General features: G+C 62.4%; 19 protein-coding genes. 6 read left to right on the top strand and 13 right to left on the bottom strand.

What is annotated here, in order from left to right; genetic code table 11:
* Positions 1-78: 78 nt before the first annotated feature.
* Positions 79-1,176 (bottom strand): recombinase RecA, encoded by a 1,098-nt coding sequence (gene recA / locus NKJ01_RS04945; RefSeq protein ID WP_057145834.1) that lies wholly within the window; start codon positions 1,174-1,176, stop codon positions 79-81.
* 284 nt (positions 1,177-1,460) lie between these two features.
* Here recA and NKJ01_RS04940 point away from each other — a divergent pair, with 284 nt between their 5' ends.
* Both NKJ01_RS04940 and NKJ01_RS04935 read left to right on the top strand, forming a co-directional pair.
* Complete coding sequence (locus NKJ01_RS04940; protein ID WP_352726569.1) at positions 1,461-2,405, top strand: carbohydrate kinase family protein; 945 nt, start codon at positions 1,461-1,463, stop codon at positions 2,403-2,405.
* A gap of 76 nt (positions 2,406-2,481) precedes the next feature.
* Complete coding sequence (locus NKJ01_RS04935; RefSeq protein WP_352726567.1) at positions 2,482-3,399, top strand: pseudouridine-5'-phosphate glycosidase; 918 nt, start codon at positions 2,482-2,484, stop codon at positions 3,397-3,399.
* 210 nt (positions 3,400-3,609) lie between these two features.
* Here NKJ01_RS04935 and NKJ01_RS04930 read toward each other — a convergent pair whose 3' ends face one another.
* A complete protein-coding gene (locus tag NKJ01_RS04930; RefSeq protein ID WP_352726566.1) occupies positions 3,610-3,933 on the bottom strand; it encodes a TfoX/Sxy family protein in 324 nt (107 codons plus the stop codon).
* Between the two features lie 90 nt (positions 3,934-4,023).
* Between NKJ01_RS04930 and NKJ01_RS04925 the strand changes: the two genes are divergently transcribed.
* Entirely contained in the window at positions 4,024-4,521 is a 498-nt protein-coding gene (locus tag NKJ01_RS04925) for a GFA family protein (RefSeq protein ID WP_352726564.1), read from the top strand.
* A gap of 33 nt (positions 4,522-4,554) precedes the next feature.
* Here NKJ01_RS04925 and sufA read toward each other — a convergent pair whose 3' ends face one another.
* The 7 genes from sufA to NKJ01_RS04890 all read right to left on the bottom strand — a co-directional run bounded on the left by sufA (position 4,555) and on the right by NKJ01_RS04890 (position 11,652).
* Positions 4,555-4,935 (bottom strand): Fe-S cluster assembly scaffold SufA, encoded by a 381-nt coding sequence (gene sufA, locus NKJ01_RS04920; RefSeq protein WP_013532156.1) that lies wholly within the window; start codon positions 4,933-4,935, stop codon positions 4,555-4,557.
* 100 nt (positions 4,936-5,035) lie between these two features.
* A complete protein-coding gene (locus tag NKJ01_RS04915; RefSeq protein ID WP_352485723.1) occupies positions 5,036-5,428 on the bottom strand; it encodes an SUF system Fe-S cluster assembly protein in 393 nt (130 codons plus the stop codon).
* A 21-nt stretch (positions 5,429-5,449) separates the two neighbouring features.
* The gene (locus NKJ01_RS04910; protein ID WP_352726563.1) at positions 5,450-6,694 is read right to left on the bottom strand and encodes a cysteine desulfurase; all 1,245 of its coding nucleotides are present in this window, start codon (positions 6,692-6,694) and stop codon (positions 5,450-5,452) included.
* Between the two features lie 4 nt (positions 6,695-6,698).
* Positions 6,699-7,967, bottom strand: coding sequence for a Fe-S cluster assembly protein SufD (sufD, locus tag NKJ01_RS04905; protein WP_352726561.1), 1,269 nt, complete (start codon positions 7,965-7,967; stop codon positions 6,699-6,701).
* A 19-nt stretch (positions 7,968-7,986) separates the two neighbouring features.
* Positions 7,987-8,742, bottom strand: a complete 756-nt coding sequence (gene sufC / locus NKJ01_RS04900) for a Fe-S cluster assembly ATPase SufC (RefSeq protein ID WP_023759796.1) — start codon at positions 8,740-8,742, stop codon at positions 7,987-7,989.
* Positions 8,743-8,769: 27 nt separating this feature from the next.
* The gene (gene sufB, locus NKJ01_RS04895) at positions 8,770-10,287 is read right to left on the bottom strand and encodes a Fe-S cluster assembly protein SufB (RefSeq protein ID WP_023759797.1); all 1,518 of its coding nucleotides are present in this window, start codon (positions 10,285-10,287) and stop codon (positions 8,770-8,772) included.
* A 186-nt stretch (positions 10,288-10,473) separates the two neighbouring features.
* Complete coding sequence (locus NKJ01_RS04890; RefSeq protein ID WP_352726560.1) at positions 10,474-11,652, bottom strand: cysteine desulfurase family protein; 1,179 nt, start codon at positions 11,650-11,652, stop codon at positions 10,474-10,476.
* Between the two features lie 236 nt (positions 11,653-11,888).
* On the opposite strand from NKJ01_RS04890, the gene NKJ01_RS04885 reads away from it, so the two are divergent.
* Entirely contained in the window at positions 11,889-12,563 is a 675-nt protein-coding gene (locus NKJ01_RS04885) for an alpha/beta hydrolase (RefSeq protein ID WP_013532163.1), read from the top strand.
* A 79-nt stretch (positions 12,564-12,642) separates the two neighbouring features.
* Here the strand turns inward: NKJ01_RS04885 and NKJ01_RS04880 are convergent, their stop codons facing one another.
* The 3 genes from NKJ01_RS04880 to NKJ01_RS04870 form a co-directional block, all read right to left on the bottom strand.
* Positions 12,643-13,389: a phosphatase PAP2 family protein gene (locus tag NKJ01_RS04880; protein WP_352726559.1), complete on the bottom strand. Its 747-nt coding sequence runs from the start codon at positions 13,387-13,389 to the stop codon at positions 12,643-12,645.
* A gap of 126 nt (positions 13,390-13,515) precedes the next feature.
* Positions 13,516-15,159, bottom strand: a complete 1,644-nt coding sequence (locus tag NKJ01_RS04875) for an ArnT family glycosyltransferase (RefSeq protein WP_352726558.1) — start codon at positions 15,157-15,159, stop codon at positions 13,516-13,518.
* A gap of 341 nt (positions 15,160-15,500) precedes the next feature.
* On the bottom strand, positions 15,501-15,770 hold the full coding sequence (locus tag NKJ01_RS04870) for a hypothetical protein (protein WP_352726557.1): 270 nt from the start codon (positions 15,768-15,770) through the stop codon (positions 15,501-15,503).
* Between NKJ01_RS04870 and tyrS the strand changes: the two genes are divergently transcribed.
* Complete coding sequence (gene tyrS / locus NKJ01_RS04865) at positions 15,757-17,010, top strand: tyrosine--tRNA ligase (RefSeq protein WP_352726556.1); 1,254 nt, start codon at positions 15,757-15,759, stop codon at positions 17,008-17,010. The genes NKJ01_RS04870 and tyrS overlap by 14 nt on opposite strands.
* A 6-nt stretch (positions 17,011-17,016) precedes the next feature.
* Here the strand turns inward: tyrS and NKJ01_RS04860 are convergent, their stop codons facing one another.
* Positions 17,017-20,397 (bottom strand): hypothetical protein, encoded by a 3,381-nt coding sequence (locus tag NKJ01_RS04860; RefSeq protein WP_352726555.1) that lies wholly within the window; start codon positions 20,395-20,397, stop codon positions 17,017-17,019.
* A gap of 95 nt (positions 20,398-20,492) precedes the next feature.
* Between NKJ01_RS04860 and NKJ01_RS04855 the strand changes: the two genes are divergently transcribed.
* Positions 20,493-20,960 carry a peroxiredoxin gene (locus NKJ01_RS04855; protein WP_352726553.1) on the top strand — a complete coding sequence of 156 codons (468 nt, stop codon included), beginning with the start codon at positions 20,493-20,495 and terminating at the stop codon, positions 20,958-20,960.
* Positions 20,961-20,968: the final 8 nt, after the last annotated feature.

Genomic DNA, 20,968 nt, shown 5'->3' with positions numbered 1-20,968 from the left:
TTAACACGGAACTCGATTACATAAGCCTGAGATAATAGAGCGAGATTATGGCCGAACTCCGGCCATCGCGCTCGGCTCTCACATCGCGCCGGATTCCTCCTCGAAACCGTCGTCGCCACCTTCGGAGCCGCCATTCTCAAGGAATTTCTCGGCGATCAGCCCGGCATTCTGCCTGAGCGCGAGTTCGATCTCGCGCGCGGTGTCGGGGTTGTCGCGCAGGAACAGCTTGGCGTTCTCGCGGCCTTGGCCGAGACGCTGCGAATTGTAGGAGAACCAGGCGCCCGACTTCTCGACCACGCCGGCCTTGACGCCGAGATCGACCAGTTCGCCGGTCTTGGACACGCCTTCACCATACATGATGTCGAACTCGACCACCTTGAAGGGCGGCGCCAGCTTGTTCTTGACCACCTTGACGCGGGTCTGGTTGCCGACGACCTCGTCGCGGTCCTTGACCGAGCCGATGCGGCGGATGTCGAGACGCACCGAAGCGTAGAATTTCAGCGCGTTGCCGCCTGTGGTGGTTTCGGGCGAACCGAACATGACGCCAATCTTCATGCGGATCTGGTTGATGAAGATGACCATGGTGTTGGAACGCGAGATCGAGGCGGTCAACTTGCGCAGCGCCTGGCTCATCAGGCGGGCCTGCAGGCCGGGCAGCGAATCACCCATCTCGCCTTCGATTTCGGCGCGTGGCGTCAGCGCAGCGACCGAATCGACCACCAGCACGTCGATGGCGCCAGAGCGCACCAGCGTGTCGCAGATTTCCAGCGCCTGCTCACCGGTATCGGGCTGCGAGATCAGGAGGTTTTCCAGATCGACGCCAAGTTTGCGGGCATAGACCGGATCGAGCGCGTGTTCGGCATCGACGAAGGCGCAGATGCCTCCCTTCTTCTGGGCTTCGGCCACCGTGTGCAGGGCCAGCGTCGTCTTGCCCGAGCTTTCCGGCCCGTAGATCTCGACGATGCGGCCGCGCGGCAGGCCACCGACGCCAAGTGCGATGTCGAGGCCAAGCGAGCCGGTCGGCACCGTTTCGATCTCGACGACCTGCTCGTTCGCGCCTAGCCGCATGATCGAGCCCTTGCCGAAAGCCCGCTCGATTTGCGACAGCGCCGCATCCAGAGCCTTTGATTTGTCCACCGCTTTGTCCTCTACCAGCCGCAAAGAATTCTGAGCCATGATACATCACCCCTTGGTCGTCAATGAAGGCCGGACAATCCGTAATCCCTGCCCCAATTTGTACCTTTTTTGTTCTCGTTTGGCAAGAGGGGTCAAATATCTGAAAAACAATAAATATCCAGATCTGTTCTTTTTTTGTCTCACGATTTGGCTTCACGATGTCTAACGCAATGGCCAGGCGGCTCGATTGTTTCGATCCGCCGAATCGCTACCTTCGCGTTGCGAAACTCGGTCACGCAGCCTAGCGCTTGTGCGACTGGAATAACAAAGGTCATATCGCCTGCATGCTGAAATCCGCGAGAATACTGGCCGTAGGTGGCGCCCATATCGACCGGCGCGGCCAAGTGTCGGGCCCGTACGTGCCGGCCGCCTCCAATCCGGGCACGATGCGCGAGGATGTCGGCGGCGGCGTTTTCAACGCGCTGCGCAGCGCGGTTCGCCGTGGCGTCTCCGCGTCGCTGCTGTCGGTGCGCGGCGGCGATGCCGCTGCCGATACCGTTTCACGGGCCATCGCCGCGGCAGGCATTGCCGACCTGTCCGCGGTGTTCCTCGATCGCACCACGCCCAGTTATACGGCGCTCATCGACAGCGAGGGCGAATTGATCGTCGGCTTTGCCGACATGGCGCTCTATGACCTGGCCTTTCCCAAGCAGATCAGGCGCTCCAGGGTCCGCGAGGTAGTCGCGGCGGCCGATGCCATTTTCTGCGATGCCAACCTGCCGACGGCGGCACTGGAGCGGCTGGTTTCTCTTGCCGCCGGCAAACCCGTCTTCGCCATTGCCATTTCGCCGGCCAAGATCGTGCGTTTGAAGCCGGTGCTTGGCGATCTGGAAGTCGTCTTCATGAACCGGCGCGAAGCGATCGCACTGGCAGACCTGGACGCGGCGGCTTCCCCGCAAGACATCGTCGATGGGCTGAGACGCGCAGGGCTCAAGAGCGGCGTGGTGACGGCGGGCGGCAGTGCCATGTTGGGCTTCGATGAAGCCGGCGCCTTCTCGATCCGGCCGCCGCCGCCAAGAAAGGTGGCTGACGTCACCGGCGCCGGCGATGCGCTGGCCGGCGCAACGGTCGCTGCCTTGCTGCACGGCCTGCCGCTACGGGTGGCCCTGCGCGAGGGCATTGCCGCGGCGACGCTTGCCATTGAAAGCGCCGACGCCGTGCCGGATTTCACCGCGGCGACCTTCGCGGAGGCCTTGGCTCTTGTGCCGGACGCGCAGGAAGTGGCATGAGACCGGCAAATTCACAGTGCCGGAATCTTTTCGCACGCCCCATGTGGATGCGCTTCATTCCGGGTTGGAGATCCAGATGACCCCAGAAACCGCCCGCCCCTTCATCGATATCCACGCGCCGGTGGCGCAAGCCCTGGCCGCCAGCCGGCCGGTGGTGGCGCTGGAAAGCACCATCATCACCCATGGCATGCCCTACCCCGACAATGGCGCCATGGCGGCCGATGTCGAAAAGATCATCATCGATGGCGGCGCCGTGCCGGCGACGATCGCCGTGGTCGGCGGCCGCATCAAGATCGGGCTGTCGGACGGCGAGCGTGAGTCCCTTGCCATGACAGGCGACGCCATGAAGCTGTCGCGCGCCGACCTCGGTTTTGCCGTGGCGCAAGGGCGCACCGGCGGCACCACTGTCGCCGCCACCATGATCGCGGCGCATATGGTCGGCATAAAGGTGTTCGCCACCGGCGGCATCGGCGGCGTGCACAAGGGTGCCGAAAAGAGCTTTGATATTTCCGCTGATCTCGACGAACTGGCGCGCACGCCGGTCATCGTCGTGTCGGCCGGCGCCAAGGCCATCCTCGACATCGAAAAGACGCTGGAAGTGCTGGAAACGCGCGGCGTGCCGGTGATCGGCCATGGCTGCGAGACGATGCCGGCCTTCTGGTCGCGGCATTCGCCGTTCCGCGCGCCGCTGACCCTACACAAACCGGAAGAGATCGCGCATTTCTACCAGACTCGGGCTTCGCTGGGGCTCGCCGGCGGCATGCTGATCGCCAATCCGGTGCCCGAGAACCACGAAATCCCGGCCGAAGAGATGGCCGGCTACATCGAAGCCGCGCAGAAGGCCGCCGAGGCGCTCAACGTCACCGGCAAGGCGGTGACGCCGTTCCTGCTGTCGAAAATCCTCGAACTGACGGGCGGCAGGAGCTTGAAGACCAACATCGCGCTGGTGGAGAACAATGCGCGGCTTGCGGCAAGGATTGCGAAGGCGCTGTAGCCGTCAACGTCGGCGGGACAGCACCCCCCTCTGTCCTGCCGGACATCTCCCCCGCAAGTGGGGAGATCGAATGTCATCGACGCCTCCGCCAATCTTCAACGTTGAAAAAAGCAAGCAGACGCCGAAGCTGCCAATCTCCCTCCTTGCGGGGGAGATGGCCGGCAGGCCAGAGGGGGGTGCTGGCCCGCCGACGTTCCCAAATATTGCGCGTCACTTCCCCGCCCGCCGTCCCGCCTCATACGCTCGCCTTACCCAGACCGTCATCTCGTCGGGATCATCGAAAGCGCTGTCGGGAACGCTCCAGTAGGGCATGGAGACCTGCTTGCCATGGCGGGAGCCGGTATAGGTCCATTGCGTGCAGCCGGCGGCTTCGAACTCGGGTGCGCTTTGCTCGTCGGCCTTCAGCATCAATTCGCCGCGCAGCACGATGGCGACGATGACGCCGTCGAAATAGATGCCCTTGCCGCCGAACAGCTTGCGGATACTGACCGGGCCGAGGCCCTCGAACAGTTCGGCGATGCGTTCATTGTCCATGCCGCGATCATGTCACCGGCATTTGACCTTGTCATCGCCGCAACCAAAATCATGCTGACAGGTTGAGAGCCATCCGTTGGAGTTTTTGCCATGCCGCTTCTGCTCAAAGGATCCTGCCGCTGCAATGCCGTCCGCTTCGAGGTGGAGAGCCACACGCCGGTGCCGTTCATGCTGTGCTACTGCTCGATCTGCCGCAAGCAGCAAGGCGGCGGCGGCTTCACCATCAATCTCGGCGCCGACTACGAAACGCTGAATATCAGGGGCAAGAGAAGCCTTGGCGTCTACCGGGCCGAGATCGAAGACGACGAGCACCCGCAGTGCGAGATATCGACCGGCGAACGCAATTTCTGCAAGAAGTGCGGATCGGCGCTGTGGCTCTACGATCCGACATGGCCGGAACTGGTGCATCCCTTTGCGTCAGCTATCGACAGCGACCTGCCCATTCCACCGAGCCGGGTGCATTTGATGCTGAAATACAAGGCGAACTGGGTCGAGCCCGATATCGGCAAGGGCGACAAGGCGTTCGACGTCTATCCCGAGGAATCGATCGCCGACTGGCACAAACGGACGGGAATGTGGGTGGAGTAGTCTTCTTCGCCCCGTCTACGGGGCGAAGAAAGATCAGGCCGAGGCGCGTGCTTCCGCCAGCGCCTTGAGGTCCGCCGGCTTCAACTCGACGGATTCGCCGCAGCCGCAGGCCGAGCTCTGGTTCGGGTTGTGGAAGGTGAAGCCGGTGCGCAGCGTCGTCTGCTCGAAATCCATCTCGGTGCCGAACAGGAATAGCGCTGCCTCAGGCGCCACATAGACATGGGCGCCGTCGCGCTCGATATGGTCGTCCTTGGTGTTGGGCTCGGTCACCAGATCGACCGTGTATTCCATGCCGGCGCAGCCGCCCTTCTTGATGCCGAGGCGAATGCCATGCGCATTGTCGCGGGTGGCAACGATCTCGCGCACCCGGTCGGCGGCCTTTTCGGTCATCGTGATGACGGCGAAGCGTCCCATTCTTTTTCCTTCCATTCCATGCAGGTTCAAGGCCTGCCGAATGATTCTTCACCTAAAATGGTGAAGTTTTATGACTGGCGCAAGTGTGCCAGCCTCGACGCTAATACCAACCCACCGCGACCTGCGCCTCTTCCGACATGCGATCGGGCGACCAAGGCGGATCGAAGGTCATGTTGACTTCGACGCCGGACACGCCTTCGACGGCGCCGACGGCGTTTTCCACCCAGCCGGGCATTTCGCCGGCGACCGGGCAGCCCGGTGCGGTCAGCGTCATGTCGATCTTGACGGCGCGATTGTCCTCGATGTCGATCTTGTAGACGAGGCCAAGCTCGTAGATATCGGCTGGGATTTCCGGGTCGTAGACGGTCTTCAGAGCCGAGACGATGTCGTCGGTCAGCCGCGCCAGTTCGTCGGCGGGAATCGCCGAGGCGGAAACCAGCGGATTGATGGCCGCTTCCGGTGCGGTCTCGGTGGTGTGGCTCACATCATCCATGGTCGTCACCCAAAAAAATTCTCACCCGAAGAATTTGCGCGCTTTCTCAAGCGCCTCGGCCAAAGCGTCGACTTCGGCCCTGGTATTATACATGCCGAACGATGCCCTGCATGTGGAGGTTACGCCGAAGCGTTTCAACAGCGGCTGGGCGCAATGGGTGCCCGCGCGGACGGCAATGCCTTGCCGATCAATCACCATCGACACGTCGTGCGCGTGAATACCCTGCAATTCGAACGAGATGATGGCGCCCTTATCCGGTGCGTCGCCGAAGATGCGCAGCGAGTTGATGGCGCGCAGCCGCTCATGCGCATAATTCTTGAGGTCGGCCTCATGAGCCGCGATGCGCTCGCGGCCGATCTTTTCCATATAGCCGAGCGCGGCGCCCAGTCCGATCGCCTGGACGATCGGCGGCGTGCCGGCCTCGAAGCGGTGCGGCGGCTCGTTGTAGGTGACGATGTCTTCCATCACCTCCTCGATCATCTCGCCACCGCCCATGAAGGGGCGCATGCCCTCAAGAACGTCCTTCTTGCCGTAGAGCACGCCGATGCCCGAGGGGCCGTAGACCTTGTGGCCGGTGAAGACGAAGAAGTCGCAGTCGAGGTCCTGCACGTCGATCGGCATATGCACTGCGCTCTGGCTGCCGTCGACGAGTACGGGAATTCCACGCGAATGCGCAATGCGCACGATCTCCTTGATCGGCGTCACCGTGCCCAGCGCATTCGACATCTGCGTGATGGCGACCAGCTTTGTCTTGCTGGTCAGCCGCTTCTCGAATTCCTCGATGTGAAAGACGCCGAGATCGTCGACCGGTGCCCAGACCAGCCTGGCGCCCTGCCGCTCGCGGATGAAATGCCACGGTACGATGTTGGAGTGGTGCTCCATGATCGACAGCACGATCTCGTCGCCCTCGCCGATGTTGGGCATGCCATAGCCATAGGCGACCGTGTTGATGGCCGAGGTCGTGTTGGAGGTGAAGACGATGTTGTCGGTGCTTGGCGCGTTGAGGAAACGGCGCACCGTTTCCCGCGCCTTTTCGTAGGCGTCGGTCGCGGCATTGGAAAGAAAATGCAGGCCGCGATGGACGTTGGCGTATTCTTGGGAATAGGCGTGCTGTATCGTGTCCAGCACCACCTGCGGCTTCTGTGCCGAGGCGCCATTGTCGAGATAGACCAGCGGCTTGCCATAGACTTCCCGCGACAGGATCGGGAAATCGCGGCGGATCGCTTCGACGTCGTAGAAATCTCCGATCTTGCCCGGCGCGTTCATCACTTCACCCGTGTGCCACAAACCAGCCGTCGAGCCGCGCTTCGAGCGCCTCGACAATCGCCTCGTCGTCCAGTTCCTCGATCACCTCTGCCACGAAGGCCTTCACGAGCAACCCCCGCGCGGTCTTCTCGTCGACGCCACGTGCCATCAGGTAGAACAAATGGTCGTGGTCGATCTCGGTGACAGTCGCGCCATGGCCGCAGATGACGTCGTCGGCGAAGATTTCAAGCTCGGGCTTGGTCGAGAACTCGCCGTCGTCCGACAGCAGCAGCGTGTTGCAAGCCATCTTGGCATTCGTCTTCTGCGCGTATTGATGGACGTTGATGCGGCCCTGGAAGGCGCCCCGCGCCTTGCCCGTCACCACATTGCGGATCACTTCCGTGGAGGTCGTGTGCGGCACGGCATGGTCGAGAACCATGGTCACGTCGGTGTGGGTGTCGCCGGCCAGAAGATTGATGCCGCGCAGTTTGAAGTCGGCGCCTTCGCCCGTCGTCCTGACCATGATCTCCTGACGCACAAGCTTGCCTCCGGCGTTCATGACGAACAGCGTCAGCTTCGCATTCTTGCCGATATGGGCCTTGAACTGCGCCAGATGCGTCGCGGTTTCCGGCTGTTCCTGCACGATCAGCCACGTCACCTCGGCGCCCTCGCCCAGCACGAGCTGGCTGACCGAGCTGACCAAAGCAGCCCCGTCACCCGTCTGACGCTCGACGATGACGGCCTTGGCGCCAGCGCCGATACGCACCGGCAAACGAACATGCGTCTGGCCGCCGGCCTGCAAATTCTGCAGTTCGATCGGCTTTTCCAGTTCAGTGCCATCGGCGATATCGACGAAATAACCGTCGGCGACAAAGGCCGTGTTCAGCGCGCCGATGGCATCGTCGCTGCCATAGGGATCGAGCCCCGGCGCGATGCTGCCATCGATCAGCTTTTCCGACAGAGGCTGGAAGGCGACGCCTTCAAGGGCCGGCATTTTCGCGTCGGACTTGCCATTCAGGATCGACACCACAGCAGAACCATCGACGATCGGCGCAACGGCCTTGGCCATGGCGGCCGGGTCGAAGTCCGGCACCGCACTCAACAGCCGGCGCAGGTCGGTGTAATGCCAGGATTCGATGCGCCGCGTCGGCAGGCCATGCTTGATCGCCTCGATGGCGTCGTCGCGCTTCAGCATCACCGCGCCGTCGCCCGGCAGCAGCGACAGTCGGTCGCCGAACGCGTCGATCAACGCTGTCTCGGCCGGTGTCCGCTGCGGTTGTGTGTGCATATTCATCAATCTGCCCTCTGGCATCTCACGCGGCTTCGCCGATCACGCCGGCATAGCCATTGGCCTCGAGATCGAGCGCCAGCGACTTGTCGCCGGACTTGATGACCTGGCCCTTGTAGAGCACGTGCACGCTGTCCGGCACGATGTGTTCGAGCAGGCGCTGGTAATGGGTGATGACCAGGAACGCCCGGTCCGGTGCGCGCAGCGCGTTGACGCCGTCGGATACGATCTTCAGCGCGTCGATGTCGAGGCCGGAGTCGGTCTCGTCGAGCACGCACAGCTTCGGCTCCAGCAGTTTCATCTGCAGGATCTCGGCGCGCTTCTTCTCGCCGCCGGAGAAGCCGACATTGAGCGGCCGCTTCAGCATCGCCATGTCCATACTGAGCGAGGCAGCTGCCTCCTTCACCCGCTTCAGGAATTCCGGAATCTTCAACGGCTCCTCGCCACGCGCCTTGCGCTGCTCGTTCATCGCCACCTTCAGGAATTCCATCGTCGCCACGCCCGGTATTTCCATCGGGTACTGAAAGGCGAGGAAAATGCCTGACGTGGCACGCTCGGCCGGATCCATTTCGAGGATCGACTGGCCATTGTAGAGGATGTCGCCTTCGGTGACCTCATAGTCCTCGCGGCCGGCGAGGATGTAGGACAGCGTCGACTTGCCCGAGCCGTTCGGCCCCATGATCGCAGCGACCTCGCCGGCTTTCACCGTCAGGCTCAGGCCGCGGATGATTTCGGTGCCGTCATCGACGATGCGGGCGTGCAGGTTTCTGATTTCAAGCATTCTTGTGTTTCCTGAATATCTGTCCGGTCAACCGACCGAGCCCTCAAGCGAAATTCCGATCAGCTTTTGCGCTTCGACCGCGAATTCCATCGGCAGTTGCTGGATGACGTCCTTGACGAAGCCGTTGACGATCAGGGCGATCGCCTCTTCCTCGGGAATGCCGCGCTGCATGACGTAGAATTTCTGGTCCTCGGAAATCTTCGAGGTCGTGGCTTCATGCTCGAACTGCGCCGTCGAATTCTTGGCTTCCATGTAGGGCACGGTGTGTGCGCCGCACTGGTCGCCGATCAGCAGGGAATCGCAGTTGGTGAAGTTGCGGGCGTTGGTCGCCTTGCGGTGCGCCGAGACCTGGCCGCGATAGGTGTTCTGCGAGAAGCCGGCGGCGATGCCCTTGGAGATGATGCGGCTCGACGTGTTCTTGCCGAGATGGATCATCTTGGTGCCGCTGTCGACCTGCTGATAGCCGTTCGACACGGCGATCGAATAGAACTCGCCGCTGGAATCGTCGCCGCGCAGGATGCAGCTCGGATATTTCCAGGTGATGGCCGAGCCGGTCTCGACCTGCGTCCACGAGATCTTCGAACGGTGACCACGGCAATCGCCGCGCTTGGTGACGAAATTGTAGATGCCGCCCTTGCCTTCGGCATCGCCCGGATACCAATTCTGCACCGTCGAATATTTGATCTCGGCATCGTCGAGCGCCACCAGTTCGACAACTGCCGCATGAAGCTGGTTCTCGTCGCGCTGCGGCGCCGTGCAACCTTCGAGATAGGAGACGTAGGCCCCCTCCTCGGCGATGATCAGCGTGCGCTCGAACTGGCCGGTGTTCTTCTCGTTCATACGAAAATAGGTCGACAGTTCCATCGGGCAGCGTACGCCCTTGGGTACGAAGACGAACGAGCCGTCGGTGAACACGGCGGAGTTCAGCGTGGCGTAGTAGTTGTCGGAGGTCGGCACGACCGAGCCGAGATATTTCTTCACCAATTCCGGATGCTCGCGGATGGCTTCCGAGATCGAGCAGAAGATGACGCCGGCCTGCGCCAGCTCTTTCTTGAAGGTGGTGACGACCGATACGGAATCGAACACGGCGTCGACGGCGACACGGCCCGATTTATAGACATTGTCGCTGGCTTCCTCGAGCTCGGAGGCGTCGGCCTTTTGCACGCCGGCGAGGATTTCCTGTTCCCTCAACGGAATGCCGAGCTTCTCGTAGACCTTCAGCAGTTCGGGATCGACATCGCTGAGCGACGTCGGGCCGGGCGTGCTCTTCGGCGCAGCGTAATAGTAGATGTCCTGGAAATCGATCTTCGGATAATGGACGCGCGCCCAGGTCGGCTCGTCCAGCGTCAGCCAACGGCGATACGCTTCCAGACGCCATTCGAGCATCCAGGACGGCTCGTCCTTCTTGGCCGAAATGAAGCGGATGATGTCTTCGCTCAGGCCCTTGGGGGCCTTGTCCATCGCTATTTCGGTCTGGAATCCATATTTGTATTGGTCGACGTCGATCTTTCGGACCCGATCGATCGTGTCCTGCACAGCAGGCATATGCGTTCTCCATCCACGCCGGGGTCAAGGCCCGACAGTTTTCAAACTATGGCACTGCCAATCAACGCCGAAAAAAGCGCTCGCGGCAGCGTGAGTTCCATATAGTGCGTCTCGACCGGAAATTCACCCGGCCAGCACGAAACGCACGGCTCTACCAGGCCGAAAGGCCCAAACTTGTCCAACCGCTCACGCGGCCTGGTCTCTATCCGCCTTCTCCCTGGCGGTTTGCCGTGCGGCGATCCCCGCCAGCGCGGTGCGGAACAGCTCGATATCCTCAGCGCCCGTCGCCGAACCGATCGACACGCGCAAGGCGCCAAGACTGTCGCCGTATCCCATGGCCTTCAGCACATGGCTCGGTCCGACCTTGCCCGACGAACAGGCGGAGCCGGCCGATAGCGCCACGCCGGCCAGATCGAAAGCGATCTGAGCGGTTTCGGCCTTGACGCCCGCAATAGCGAAGAATGTCGTATTGGCAAGCCTTGGCGCACCCGTTCCAAAGATTTCCGCGTCCGGCACCAACATTTTCACAATGGCTTCGATCTCGTCGCGGCGCTGCCGCACCGCATCCATGGCCGGCAGCCCGCCCAGAGCCGCGCGTGCGGCGGCGCCAAAACCGGCAATGGCGGCGAGGTTTTCCGTGCCGCCACGGTGGCCCTTTTCCTGGCCGCCGCCATTGATCAGCGGCTTCGGCATCATCAGATCGGAGGCGGCGACTATGGCGCCGACGCCCTTGGGGCCGCCGATCTTGTGCGAAGACAGTATCAGATAATCAGCGTAACCCGCTGACATATCGATTGAAAGGCGTCCGGCAGCCTGAACGGCGTCGACGACGAGGATGCCGCCCGCTTCCTTGACGATACCGGCGATGCGATCGATCGGCTGAATGACACCGGTCTCGTTGTTGGCGGCATGGATGGCGACCAGCGGCAGGCCATCGACCTTGTCATGCGCCACAAGTGCTGCGGCCAAGGCTGCAAGATCGGCGGTGCCGTCAGCATCGACGCCGAGCCGCGTCACCAGTCCGGCCGGGAAGCGCCCGCCGTTCAACAGGCAGGGATGATCGGCTTCGGACATGTAGAGCCGGCTCATGCGTATGGCGCCGCGTCCCATCTGCCAATCGGGTGAAAGCAGCGTCGAGGCGGCTTCAGTCGCGCCGGAGGTGAACACGACGTGCTCGGGCTTGGCGTTGACAAGTGCCGCCACATCACGCCTTGCGGTCTCGACCAGGCGTCGCGCGGCGCGGCCTTCGGCGTGGACCGAGGACGGGTTGGCGGCGAAATCGAGCGCCGCGACCATTGCCTCGCGGGCCACTGCAAGCAGCGGCGCACTGGCATTGTAGTCGAGATAGGCTCGTTTTGCGGCCATTTTCGTCCAGTTGGTCCCGTTAGAAGCCATTCCGCCGACGTATCGCGTTATTTCCTTGAAATTCCAAGGCGAGGCGTCCTATTTACGCGGCTTGCGGCGCGGGTGGCCCGGCTCGATGGCTTGCCACTCAGTTTTGAACAATTCTAAACTAGCTTCTAAGAAGACGCTCGCCCTGCGTCAAGGCCAGAGGAAGACATGTTCCGGGCGCCGCGCATTCGTTGCAAGTGGAGTATTTTATGCCTGAGGTCATTTTCACCGGTCCTGCCGGCCGCCTGGAGGGGCGCTACCAGCCTTCCAAGGAAAAGAGCGCGCCGATAGCCATCGTTCTGCACCCGCACCCACAGTTCGGCGGCACGATGAACAACAAGATCGTCTACGACCTCTTCTACATGTTCCAGAAGCGGGATTTCACGACGCTTCGCTTCAATTTCCGCGGCATTGGCCGCAGCCAGGGCGAATTCGATCACGGCACCGGCGAATTGTCGGATGCCGCCGCAGCGCTGGATTGGGTGCAGTCGCTGCATCCGGATTCCAAGAGTTGCTGGGTCGCCGGTTACTCCTTCGGCTCCTGGATCGGCATGCAGCTTTTGATGCGCCGGCCGGAGATCGAAGGTTTCATCTCGATCGCGCCGCAGCCCAACACCTATGACTTCTCGTTCCTGGCGCCCTGTCCGTCATCGGGCCTGATCATCCATGGCGATGCCGACAAGGTGGCGCCACCAAAGGATGTGCAAGGCCTGGTCGACAAGCTGCACACGCAAAAAGGCATCACCATCACGCAGAAGACGTTGCCCGGCGCCAACCATTTCTTCTCCAACGACGCCGACCTGTTGCTCGAGGAGTGCGCTGATTATCTCGACCGCCGGCTTGCCGGTGAATTGTCGGATCCGCGGCCGAAGCGGCTGAGATAGGAAGAACGGCAGCCATTTACGAGCCTCCCCATCTCAGGGAAAGGCGCACGCCAGGGCCGGTTCGAGCCAGACCGAACGCTCAGGCCTTCCTTGTCGGTCCGATCAGCCGAAACGTGTTCTTGCGGACCGGCAATCCTGACGGCATCGGACGAAAGATGAAGCCGAGCCGGGCAAAGAGCAGCCCGCAGGCCAGCGCGAAGGCGCAGCCGAGCCCGAAGCCGGCAACAGTGTCGCTGGGATAGTGCGCGCCAACGAAGACCCGCGTCGAGGCAATGCAAGCCGTGATCGCCAATGCGATGTACCAGCGCCTTGGAAACAACAGCAGGGCGACGCCGAATACGGCGCCCATGGTAGTGGCATGGCCGGACGGGAAGCCGGCGAAGCGCGCATCGAAGGCAAAGGGATGCAGGGCCAGCACACCAAAGTCGCCGAAATAGAGCGGGCGAGCCCGACCGATCGCGTATTTCAGCACATTGACGGTGAGGCCCGACAGGCCGACGGCGCCCAGCACCAGAAAAGCCAGGCAGGTCCAGTTGTATGCGAGCATCAGCGAGCGCCTTGAGAGGCTTCGCCAGTCCGTCAGGTTCGCGGCTACGAGCAGAAGCGCCGACGGGATGAGATACCAGCCACCGAGGCCGAGCTGCGTGAAAAAGTCGGCAAGCCGGACAAATTTCGCCGACCACTGGCCGTGAAGCACTCCAGCCGGTGTGTCGAGGCGGACGAACGCTGCTGCCGTCAACAAAGCCCAGACCAGTATCCAGACCGACCACAAAATGTTCGGGTATCTGGCCGGACGGACGGCAAAGCGCCTTTTGACGATCCGCATCGTATCGCGAAAATTGTCCAGGGACCGGCGCCCTAGCCCAAGGAGCAGGCCGGAAACGGAAGGGCGCGATTTTACCAACATCTGAAATTCGACCCCATTGTTGCCGTCATGGGCATCGACGAGCCGTCATTGGGCCACACGATAGAGGCCGAGAGACAGTTTGTCTCCCGACGAATAGTTGAGCCCATCGATCCGCGCCACTCGGTTTGCCGACTTGCCTTGTGCGGCCAGCAGGCCGTTCAGTTTCTGCTCGTCGCCGACCTGTGCCAGCGCCAGCGCGCAGGCAGGGTCGCCAAGCAGATGTCTGGCGACGCCATCGACATCGGTCAGCACCGTCTTCGTGCCCACCAGGAACACCAGGCTCGGCTCGTGATATTCCGCCGAAGCGAGCACCGTGGTCTCGCAGGGCCTGTTGGCACGGACCGCCGCTTCGATGGCCGGGCTCAGCCAGATCGGCTTCAGCGACGGCGCGATGATGCCGAACAGCAAGCCATAGGTGATGCCCGCGCAGACCGCGATGGCGCCGATGCGGCGCAGCGGCACTTGCAGCTCCCTGGAAAAAGCGAAGTAGCCCGCCCCCAGTGCTGCCGCGGCTGCCGGAATGCTCCACCAGTAGAAGGTGCCGGTGAGGTAGATCGGCGCTCCGATGCAGACCGCCGCCAGGCCGAGGCTGACCACGACCAGACCGAATGCTGTCGACCACCACAACCAATTCTGCCAGCGCCTAAGTGGCGCATTCGCCTCCTGCGGCGACAACGTCAGCAACCAGCCGATCAGCAGCGCCATGCCGGGATAGGCCGGCAGGACATAGTGCGGCAGCTTGGTCGGGATCAACTCGAATACCAGCCAGAACGGAATGTACCAGGCGAGACAGAAACGCAGCCGCGGATCGTCGCGCAACCGGTTGAGGGCCTGAAGGCCGGCGCCGACCGCGATCAAGCCGAAGGGCCACATGAACAGCGAATAGGTCAGCATGTAGAAACCGGGCGGCAGGCCGTGCGACTCCTCACCCGACGCGACCTTGGCCACCATGTCCTTGCCGACGGCATCCTGCAGAAAGGCGCCACCGCTCTTCCAGGTGATGAGCGCGACCCAAGGCAGCACGATAAGGAGCACCAGAGCGACGCCGCGCACGAGCTTCAGCTTCAGGATCCAGCGCCAGTCGCGCTCGAAGGCGAAAAGGGTGGCGACCGTCAGCACCGACAACAGCGGGGCGACGGGTCCTTTGATAAGGATCCCCAGGCCTTGGGCCGCCCAGAAGACCCACGGCAGATGGGCGGCTATCGGTTCCTTTCGCCGCGACGCCAGATAGATCTGGGCGAGCGCGCCTTGAGCCGCGACGCAGCAGGCCAGCAGCATCGCGTCGGTCTTGGCGTCGCGGCCCTCGAAGGCGGTGGCGAAGATCGCCGCCATCATCAGACCGGCGGCGAGACCCGCATTTGCCCCGAAGAGCTTCGTGCCTGTCCAGGCGATACCGACGACGGCCAGGGCAATGCCAAGCATGGAGACGAGGCGATAGACCCAGATCGGCGCCGCCGCGCCCTCGCCGCTCAGCGCCACGGCCGCCGATTGAAGCCAGTAGATGCCGATCGGCTTCTTGTAGCGCGAGGCATCCTGAAAACGGATGTCGACATAGTCGGAGGTTTCGACCATCTGCTTGGTGGCCTGGACAAAACGCGACTCGTCGCGGTCGACCGGCGGAAGGCTCATCAGGCCGCCGAAAGTCATCAGCAGACTGAACAGAAAGAGGAGGAGATAGTTCCTGTTCATCGCGGGAGCTTTCCGAGTCTGATCTGCGGGATGGCCCCGTCGTGGCGCTTCGGCCCTGCCCCTGCGCGGCGCCTCAATACGCCAGCCAAAAGGATGAGGCAAGAAGTGGGCTTGGCCATCCAGGGCTCCGAACTCAGGTAAAACCTGACGGCAGCCAGTTCAGCGGTGTCGGCAGCTTCTGTACCGGCAGCTTTTCACGATAGGAATTTTTTCTTGACTCCGTGACCTCAGCTAAGGTATATATTTCGTTTATGGTGCTGACTTGCGCCAGTGACCCGCCGCACAGGCGGGTTTTTCGTTTCCGTCAGCCTACGCGCCGGCAAAGGCTCCGAAGGAACCCGTCAACCCGAGTCGTTGCCCTGCTTGGCCACCCGCCCGGGCCGCAAAACCGGAAACCACTTTTGCTGATCGCGAGTTCTTTGTTGAAGTGCGATCCGACGCAAAACCGGAAACCACTTTTGCTGATCGCGAGTTCTTTGTTGAAGCGCGATCCGACGCAAAACCGGAAACCACTTTTGCTGATCGCGCTTGGATGCTAAACGCCCGCGTTCATGCACGTCCGAGCCGCAGCGGCCGGGTGCTTTCGGGAAAGAAACAATGTCCGCCTTCAAATCCGATTTCCTGCGCACGATGAGCGAGCGCGGTTTCATCCACCAGACTTCGGATGATGCCGGCCTCGACAATATCTTCGCCAAGGAGACGGTGACCGCCTATATCGGCTTCGACGCGACCGCCAAAAGCCTGCATGCCGGCTCGCTGATCCAGATCATGATGCTGCACTGGCTGCAGCAGACCGGTCATCGGCCCATCGCGCTGATGGGTGGCGGCACCTCGATGATCGGCGACCCGTCCTTCAAGGACGAGGCGCGCAAGCTGCTGACCCCGCAGGATATCGACGACAACCTCGCCGGCATCCGCCGCAATTTCACGCCGTACCTCAAATTCGGCAGCGGTCCGAACGATGCCATCATGATCAACAACGCCGACTGGCTGATGGAGATCAACTACGTCAATTTCCTGCGCGACGTCGGCCGTCACTTTTCCGTCAACCGCATGCTGGCCTTCGATTCCGTCAAGCTCCGGCTCGATCGCGAGCAGTCGCTGTCGTTCCTCGAATTCAACTACATGATCCTGCAGGCCTATGATTTCGTCGAGCTCTACAAGCGTCTTGGCTGCCGCCTGCAGATGGGTGGCTCCGACCAGTGGGGCAACATCATCAACGGCATCGATCTCGGCCACCGCATGGAGAACGCGCAGCTTTATGCGCTGACCACGCCGCTGCTCACCACCTCGTCAGGCGCCAAGATGGGCAAGTCGGCGTCGGGCGCGGTGTGGCTCGATGCGGAGATGCTGAACCCCTACGAGTTCTGGCAGTACTGGCGCAACACCGAGGATGCCGACGTCGGCCGCTTCCTGAAACTCTACACGACGCTGCCCCTGGACGAGATCGCGCGGCTCGAGCGGCTCGGCGGATCCGAGATCAATGAGGCCAAGAAGATCCTCGCCACCGAGATCACCGCCTTGCTGCACAGCCGCGCAGCCGCGGAGACAGCAAGCGAAACCGCGCGCAAGACGTTCGAGGAAGGCGCGCTCGCCGAATCGCTGCCGAGAGTCGAGGTGGAGAAGGCCGCTCTCGAAGCTGGTGTCGGCGTCTTGTCGCTGCTCGTCACCGCCGGACTGGCGGCGTCGAACGGCGAGGCGCGGCGGCATGTGCAGGGCGGCGCCGTGCGCCTTAACGACGAGCCTGTCAGCGACGAGCGCCGGCTGGTGACTTCAATGGATTTGGGTCCGGAAAACGCCGTAAAGCTTTCCTTGGGAAAGAAAAAACACATTCTGGTACGGCCGGCTTGAGGCCACTCACCGGTATTCGAAGATCGACCTGAATATACCGGGCGCGATGACCGACAGCGGATTGATGTCGAGCAGCGGCTTGTTGGCATTGCCCTTGAGCCGGTAGGTCACGCCGATCAGGCCGCGGTCGCGGCCATTGCCGAGCAGCGCGCCGACGATGGGCAGTTCACCGAAGATGCGATTGAGGCCATAGACCGGCATGAACGTGCCGGTCATGTCCATGTTGTTGTTCTGGTCGTAGAGCGTGCCCTGGAACGTCGTACCGATGCGCGGGCCGCGCAGCACGCCATTGGCCAGTTTCAGGTAGCCGCTGCCCTTGTCGATCTCGGCATAGCCGCGCTCGAACTTCACCCGCGACGTGTCCAGCTTACCCTTGACCGCCTGATTGAGGCTGCGGTTGTCGCCGGCCGGCGTGGTCGAGACGATGGAGGCCAGTTTCGGCTCGTTGACCACGAAAAAGTTGCTGGTGTCGACCTTGCCCTTCAGCGCTCCGTCGCTCGGCCCCGCCAGCGCAAGGGTGATCGTTCCGCCTTCCATATGCTCATAGATGTTGAGGAACCTGAGGACGGCGCCAGCGTCCGCGGACTGCATGTTGAGGGCGCGTCGGCCGGCACCGGTGGTGTTGCTGATGGTTATGGCAGCGCCCGAACTTGCCATGGCGCTGACCTTCAGCCCGTTCACCCGCGATCCGGCCGCACTGTAGTCGAGCTTCAAATTAGACAATTGCTCGTCGTGGAAACCGGTCAGCTGATCGACATCGGCGCTGACTGAAATGGCATCGGAACCTGTCGTCTTGGTGGCCGTGTCCACATCCGAGGTGAACTGCTTGATAAGCGATCGGGCATCCAGGGCATTGCCTGTTATGTCGACCGCATAGCTCTTGCCGGATCGCTTCACCGACACCGCGACGTCGTCGCCCCTGTTCAGGGTGACCTTGCTGAACCGCGCCGACGACAAGCTACCATTGACCAGCACGATGCTGCCGTCGATGGAGAAACTCTCTCCGTCGAGGTTGAAGTCGGACAGCGTCGTCGTATCGCCGGCCTTGGTCATGACGAATGTGACATTGGCGGGGACCCCCGCGCCCTTGCTCCAACCCGCCCAGGGGATGTCCAGCCTGGCATTGGTCAGATCGGCCGAGACGTTCTGGTTGCCGCTCCCGTTCTTGTCGATCGCTACTTTCACCGTTCCGGCAAGCAGCGGCTTCAGACCCGGCATGGCGGCGGCGCGGACTTTGTCGTCGAGCACCAAGGTCACCTTGCGGCTGCGCGCCGGCCCATCATCCCTGAGCGGCTCGATCAGCTTGAGTTCGGCCGGAATGCCGTTCAGCGACGCCTTGGCGGAGATCACCGCCTTAACGGGGTCGACGGTGATCGAACCGTCGGCATCCGTCACGGTCTGCCCCTCGAAGGGTTTGGCCAACGACATGCCGGTGTAGTCGAGCGACACCAGCCAATCGAGCTTCGAGGAGTCGACGCCGGACTGCAGGGGAATATTCGCCCTGACGTGGCCGGTGACGCTGCCCGACAGTTCTTCCGGCAGAATGCCGACATGACGCATGGCGTTGATCGGCTCGTAGGATGCGAGTTCGGCAACAGCGGATGCGTCGCCGTCGACGTCGATGTCGAGCGCGCCGATGACCGGCGGGTGATTGGCCGCCTTGACCGCCAGCGTGCCATTGCTGGCCGCCACGGTGCGGCCGCTGGGCATATAGACGGTGCCAGAGGACAGGGAGATATCGACATCGTTGCCGTGAAAGCCGACGACGCCAACCGCGTCGCGTATCGGCGGAATGCGGCCGGCCGTGTCGAAGCGCGAACCCTCGATCTGGAAGCGGCCGAATATTTCGTCGGCGGACAGCGGCACGCCGTTGCCCAGCCGGCCCGGCACGACCTGGAACTGGAGGTTGGCGTCGACGACGCGGCCACCGAACAGATTGGCAAGCACCCACAGCCGGGCGTTGCGCGCCGAAAACCACGGCCACAGCTGCTTCACGTGAGAGACCTGCATATTGTGGATATTGACGGCAAGGTTGATTCCCGGCGCCTTGCCGTCGACGAATGCCACGGCAGCGGTGCCAAGCACTTCGCTGGAAGCAGCGGACCGAAGCGCGATCTGGTCGGCGACCAGTCTGTGGCTCACCGTGTTGTAGACACCGGCAATCCGGGCGAGGAAGGTCAGCGCTGGCTCAGGCGACTCCGAAGGCGCAAGCGACGAACCGTCGCTTGTCAGGTCATAGCGATAGGAAGGCTCCTCACCCGCCGCTCCGCTTGCCGGCTTCGGCCCGATCGAACCGGCGAAATCGAATGTCGAGCGACCGGTCTTCAGCAGCAACCTGTCGATCTGGACCTTGTTGCTGCCGGCAACAAGCGTTGCGTCGACATCGACGTCGGCCGGCAGCAGCCCGCGCGTGCCCAGATCGAGAACGGAACCAGTCGACGACAAAAGAGCCGTCAGCCGCGATGCATTTGCCCCCGATCCTTCCGATCCCGTCAGCTTCAGCGCGACCGCGCCCAACTTCCCAGCGGCGGCCGCGGGACCGTCGGCATCCGCCAGGTCGATGATGGCGTCCAGCGCCGTGACGCGGTGTGCCACGATGTCGCGGGTGGCGGAAGCGGCAACGGTAACCGTCCTGCCGTTGACATCCGCCTTGGATGAAAACTGCATGCCGCCCGGTCCCGATTGCACGACGGTGGCGTCGGTTATCTTGAAGAGGTTGATCGTTCCGGTTTCGGGCAGCACGAATTCGACATTGCGAAGATCGATCTGGCGCAGCGAATCTTCCCGCACGGCATCGAGCGCGCGGTTGACGTTTCCGAACACCGCATTGGACAGCTTCTCCGGGTCGATGAGGCCGTCCGCATTGCGCAGGGCGGCGGTCCAGTCGCCGCCGGACGGCATCGCCGCCACGACAATGCGGGCATCGGAGATCCTGGCGCTGGTCAGCCGCACATCCCCCCACAGCAGCGGAACCAGGCGAACGCCGAATCGCACGCGGCCGGCATCGGCCATCGGCTTGCCGTCGGCAGTCTTCAGGCTGACATCGCTGACCTGCAGCGCTATGAAACTCGAACTGTCGAGCGTGATGCGCGCTGGCCCCACCGCGACATTGACATCGACGCCGGCCAGCTGCTCAAGAGCCGTTTCCGCCTCGATACGAAGCCGGTCGGCCCCGATGCCGGAGGCGCCAACCAGATAGACGAGCACGGCGGCCAGCAACACAAGAGCGACCAGACTGGCGAACAGCCGCGACAAGATGCGAAAGCCGCGTCCGATCCGCGCCTGACCGAGCGGCGGCACACGACATGCCGACGGGAAAGCCGCCAGGTCGGTGATCTCGCCACGCCTGAATCGGATCTTCTTGTGTTGCGGTTGCTCCTGATCCAAGCAATTTTCCGTTGTACGAACTCGATCGTGGACGACTCCCCGCTCGACACTATATCGGTGTGGCTTCGCGCGTAACCTCAAACAAGGGCATCGGTATGGCTGACCTCGACGTGGGCGATCTTGCGCCGCAATTCGATCTGCCGCGCGACGGCGGCGGATCGCTCAGCCTTGCCGCATTCTCCGGCAAGCCCATTGTCCTCTATTTCTATCCGCAGGACGACACAACAAGCTGCACGCAAGAGGCGATCAGCTTTTCGCGGCTGAAGCCGGACTTCGAGAAGGCAGGCGCCGTGGTGATCGGCCTGTCGCCCGATACCGCCAGGAAGCACGACAAGTTCAAGTCGAAATACAATCTGACCATCGACCTTGCCGCCGACGAGGAGCGCAAGGTGATCGAGGCCTACCATCTGTGGGTCGAGAAATCGATGTATGGCCGCAAATACATGGGCGTCGAGCGCGCGACGTTCCTGATCGGCCGCAACGGACGGATCGCTGGGATTTGGCGCAAGGTCCGCGTCAAGGGCCATGCCGAGGAGGTGCTCGAGGCCGTTCGCGCGCTTTGAGGATTACC

The sequence above is a fragment of the Mesorhizobium sp. M0276 genome, assembly GCF_040321755.1.
In the GTDB taxonomy this organism is placed as follows: Bacteria; Pseudomonadota; Alphaproteobacteria; order Rhizobiales; family Rhizobiaceae; genus Mesorhizobium.
This window is presented reverse-complemented; position numbering and strand designations above follow the sequence as displayed.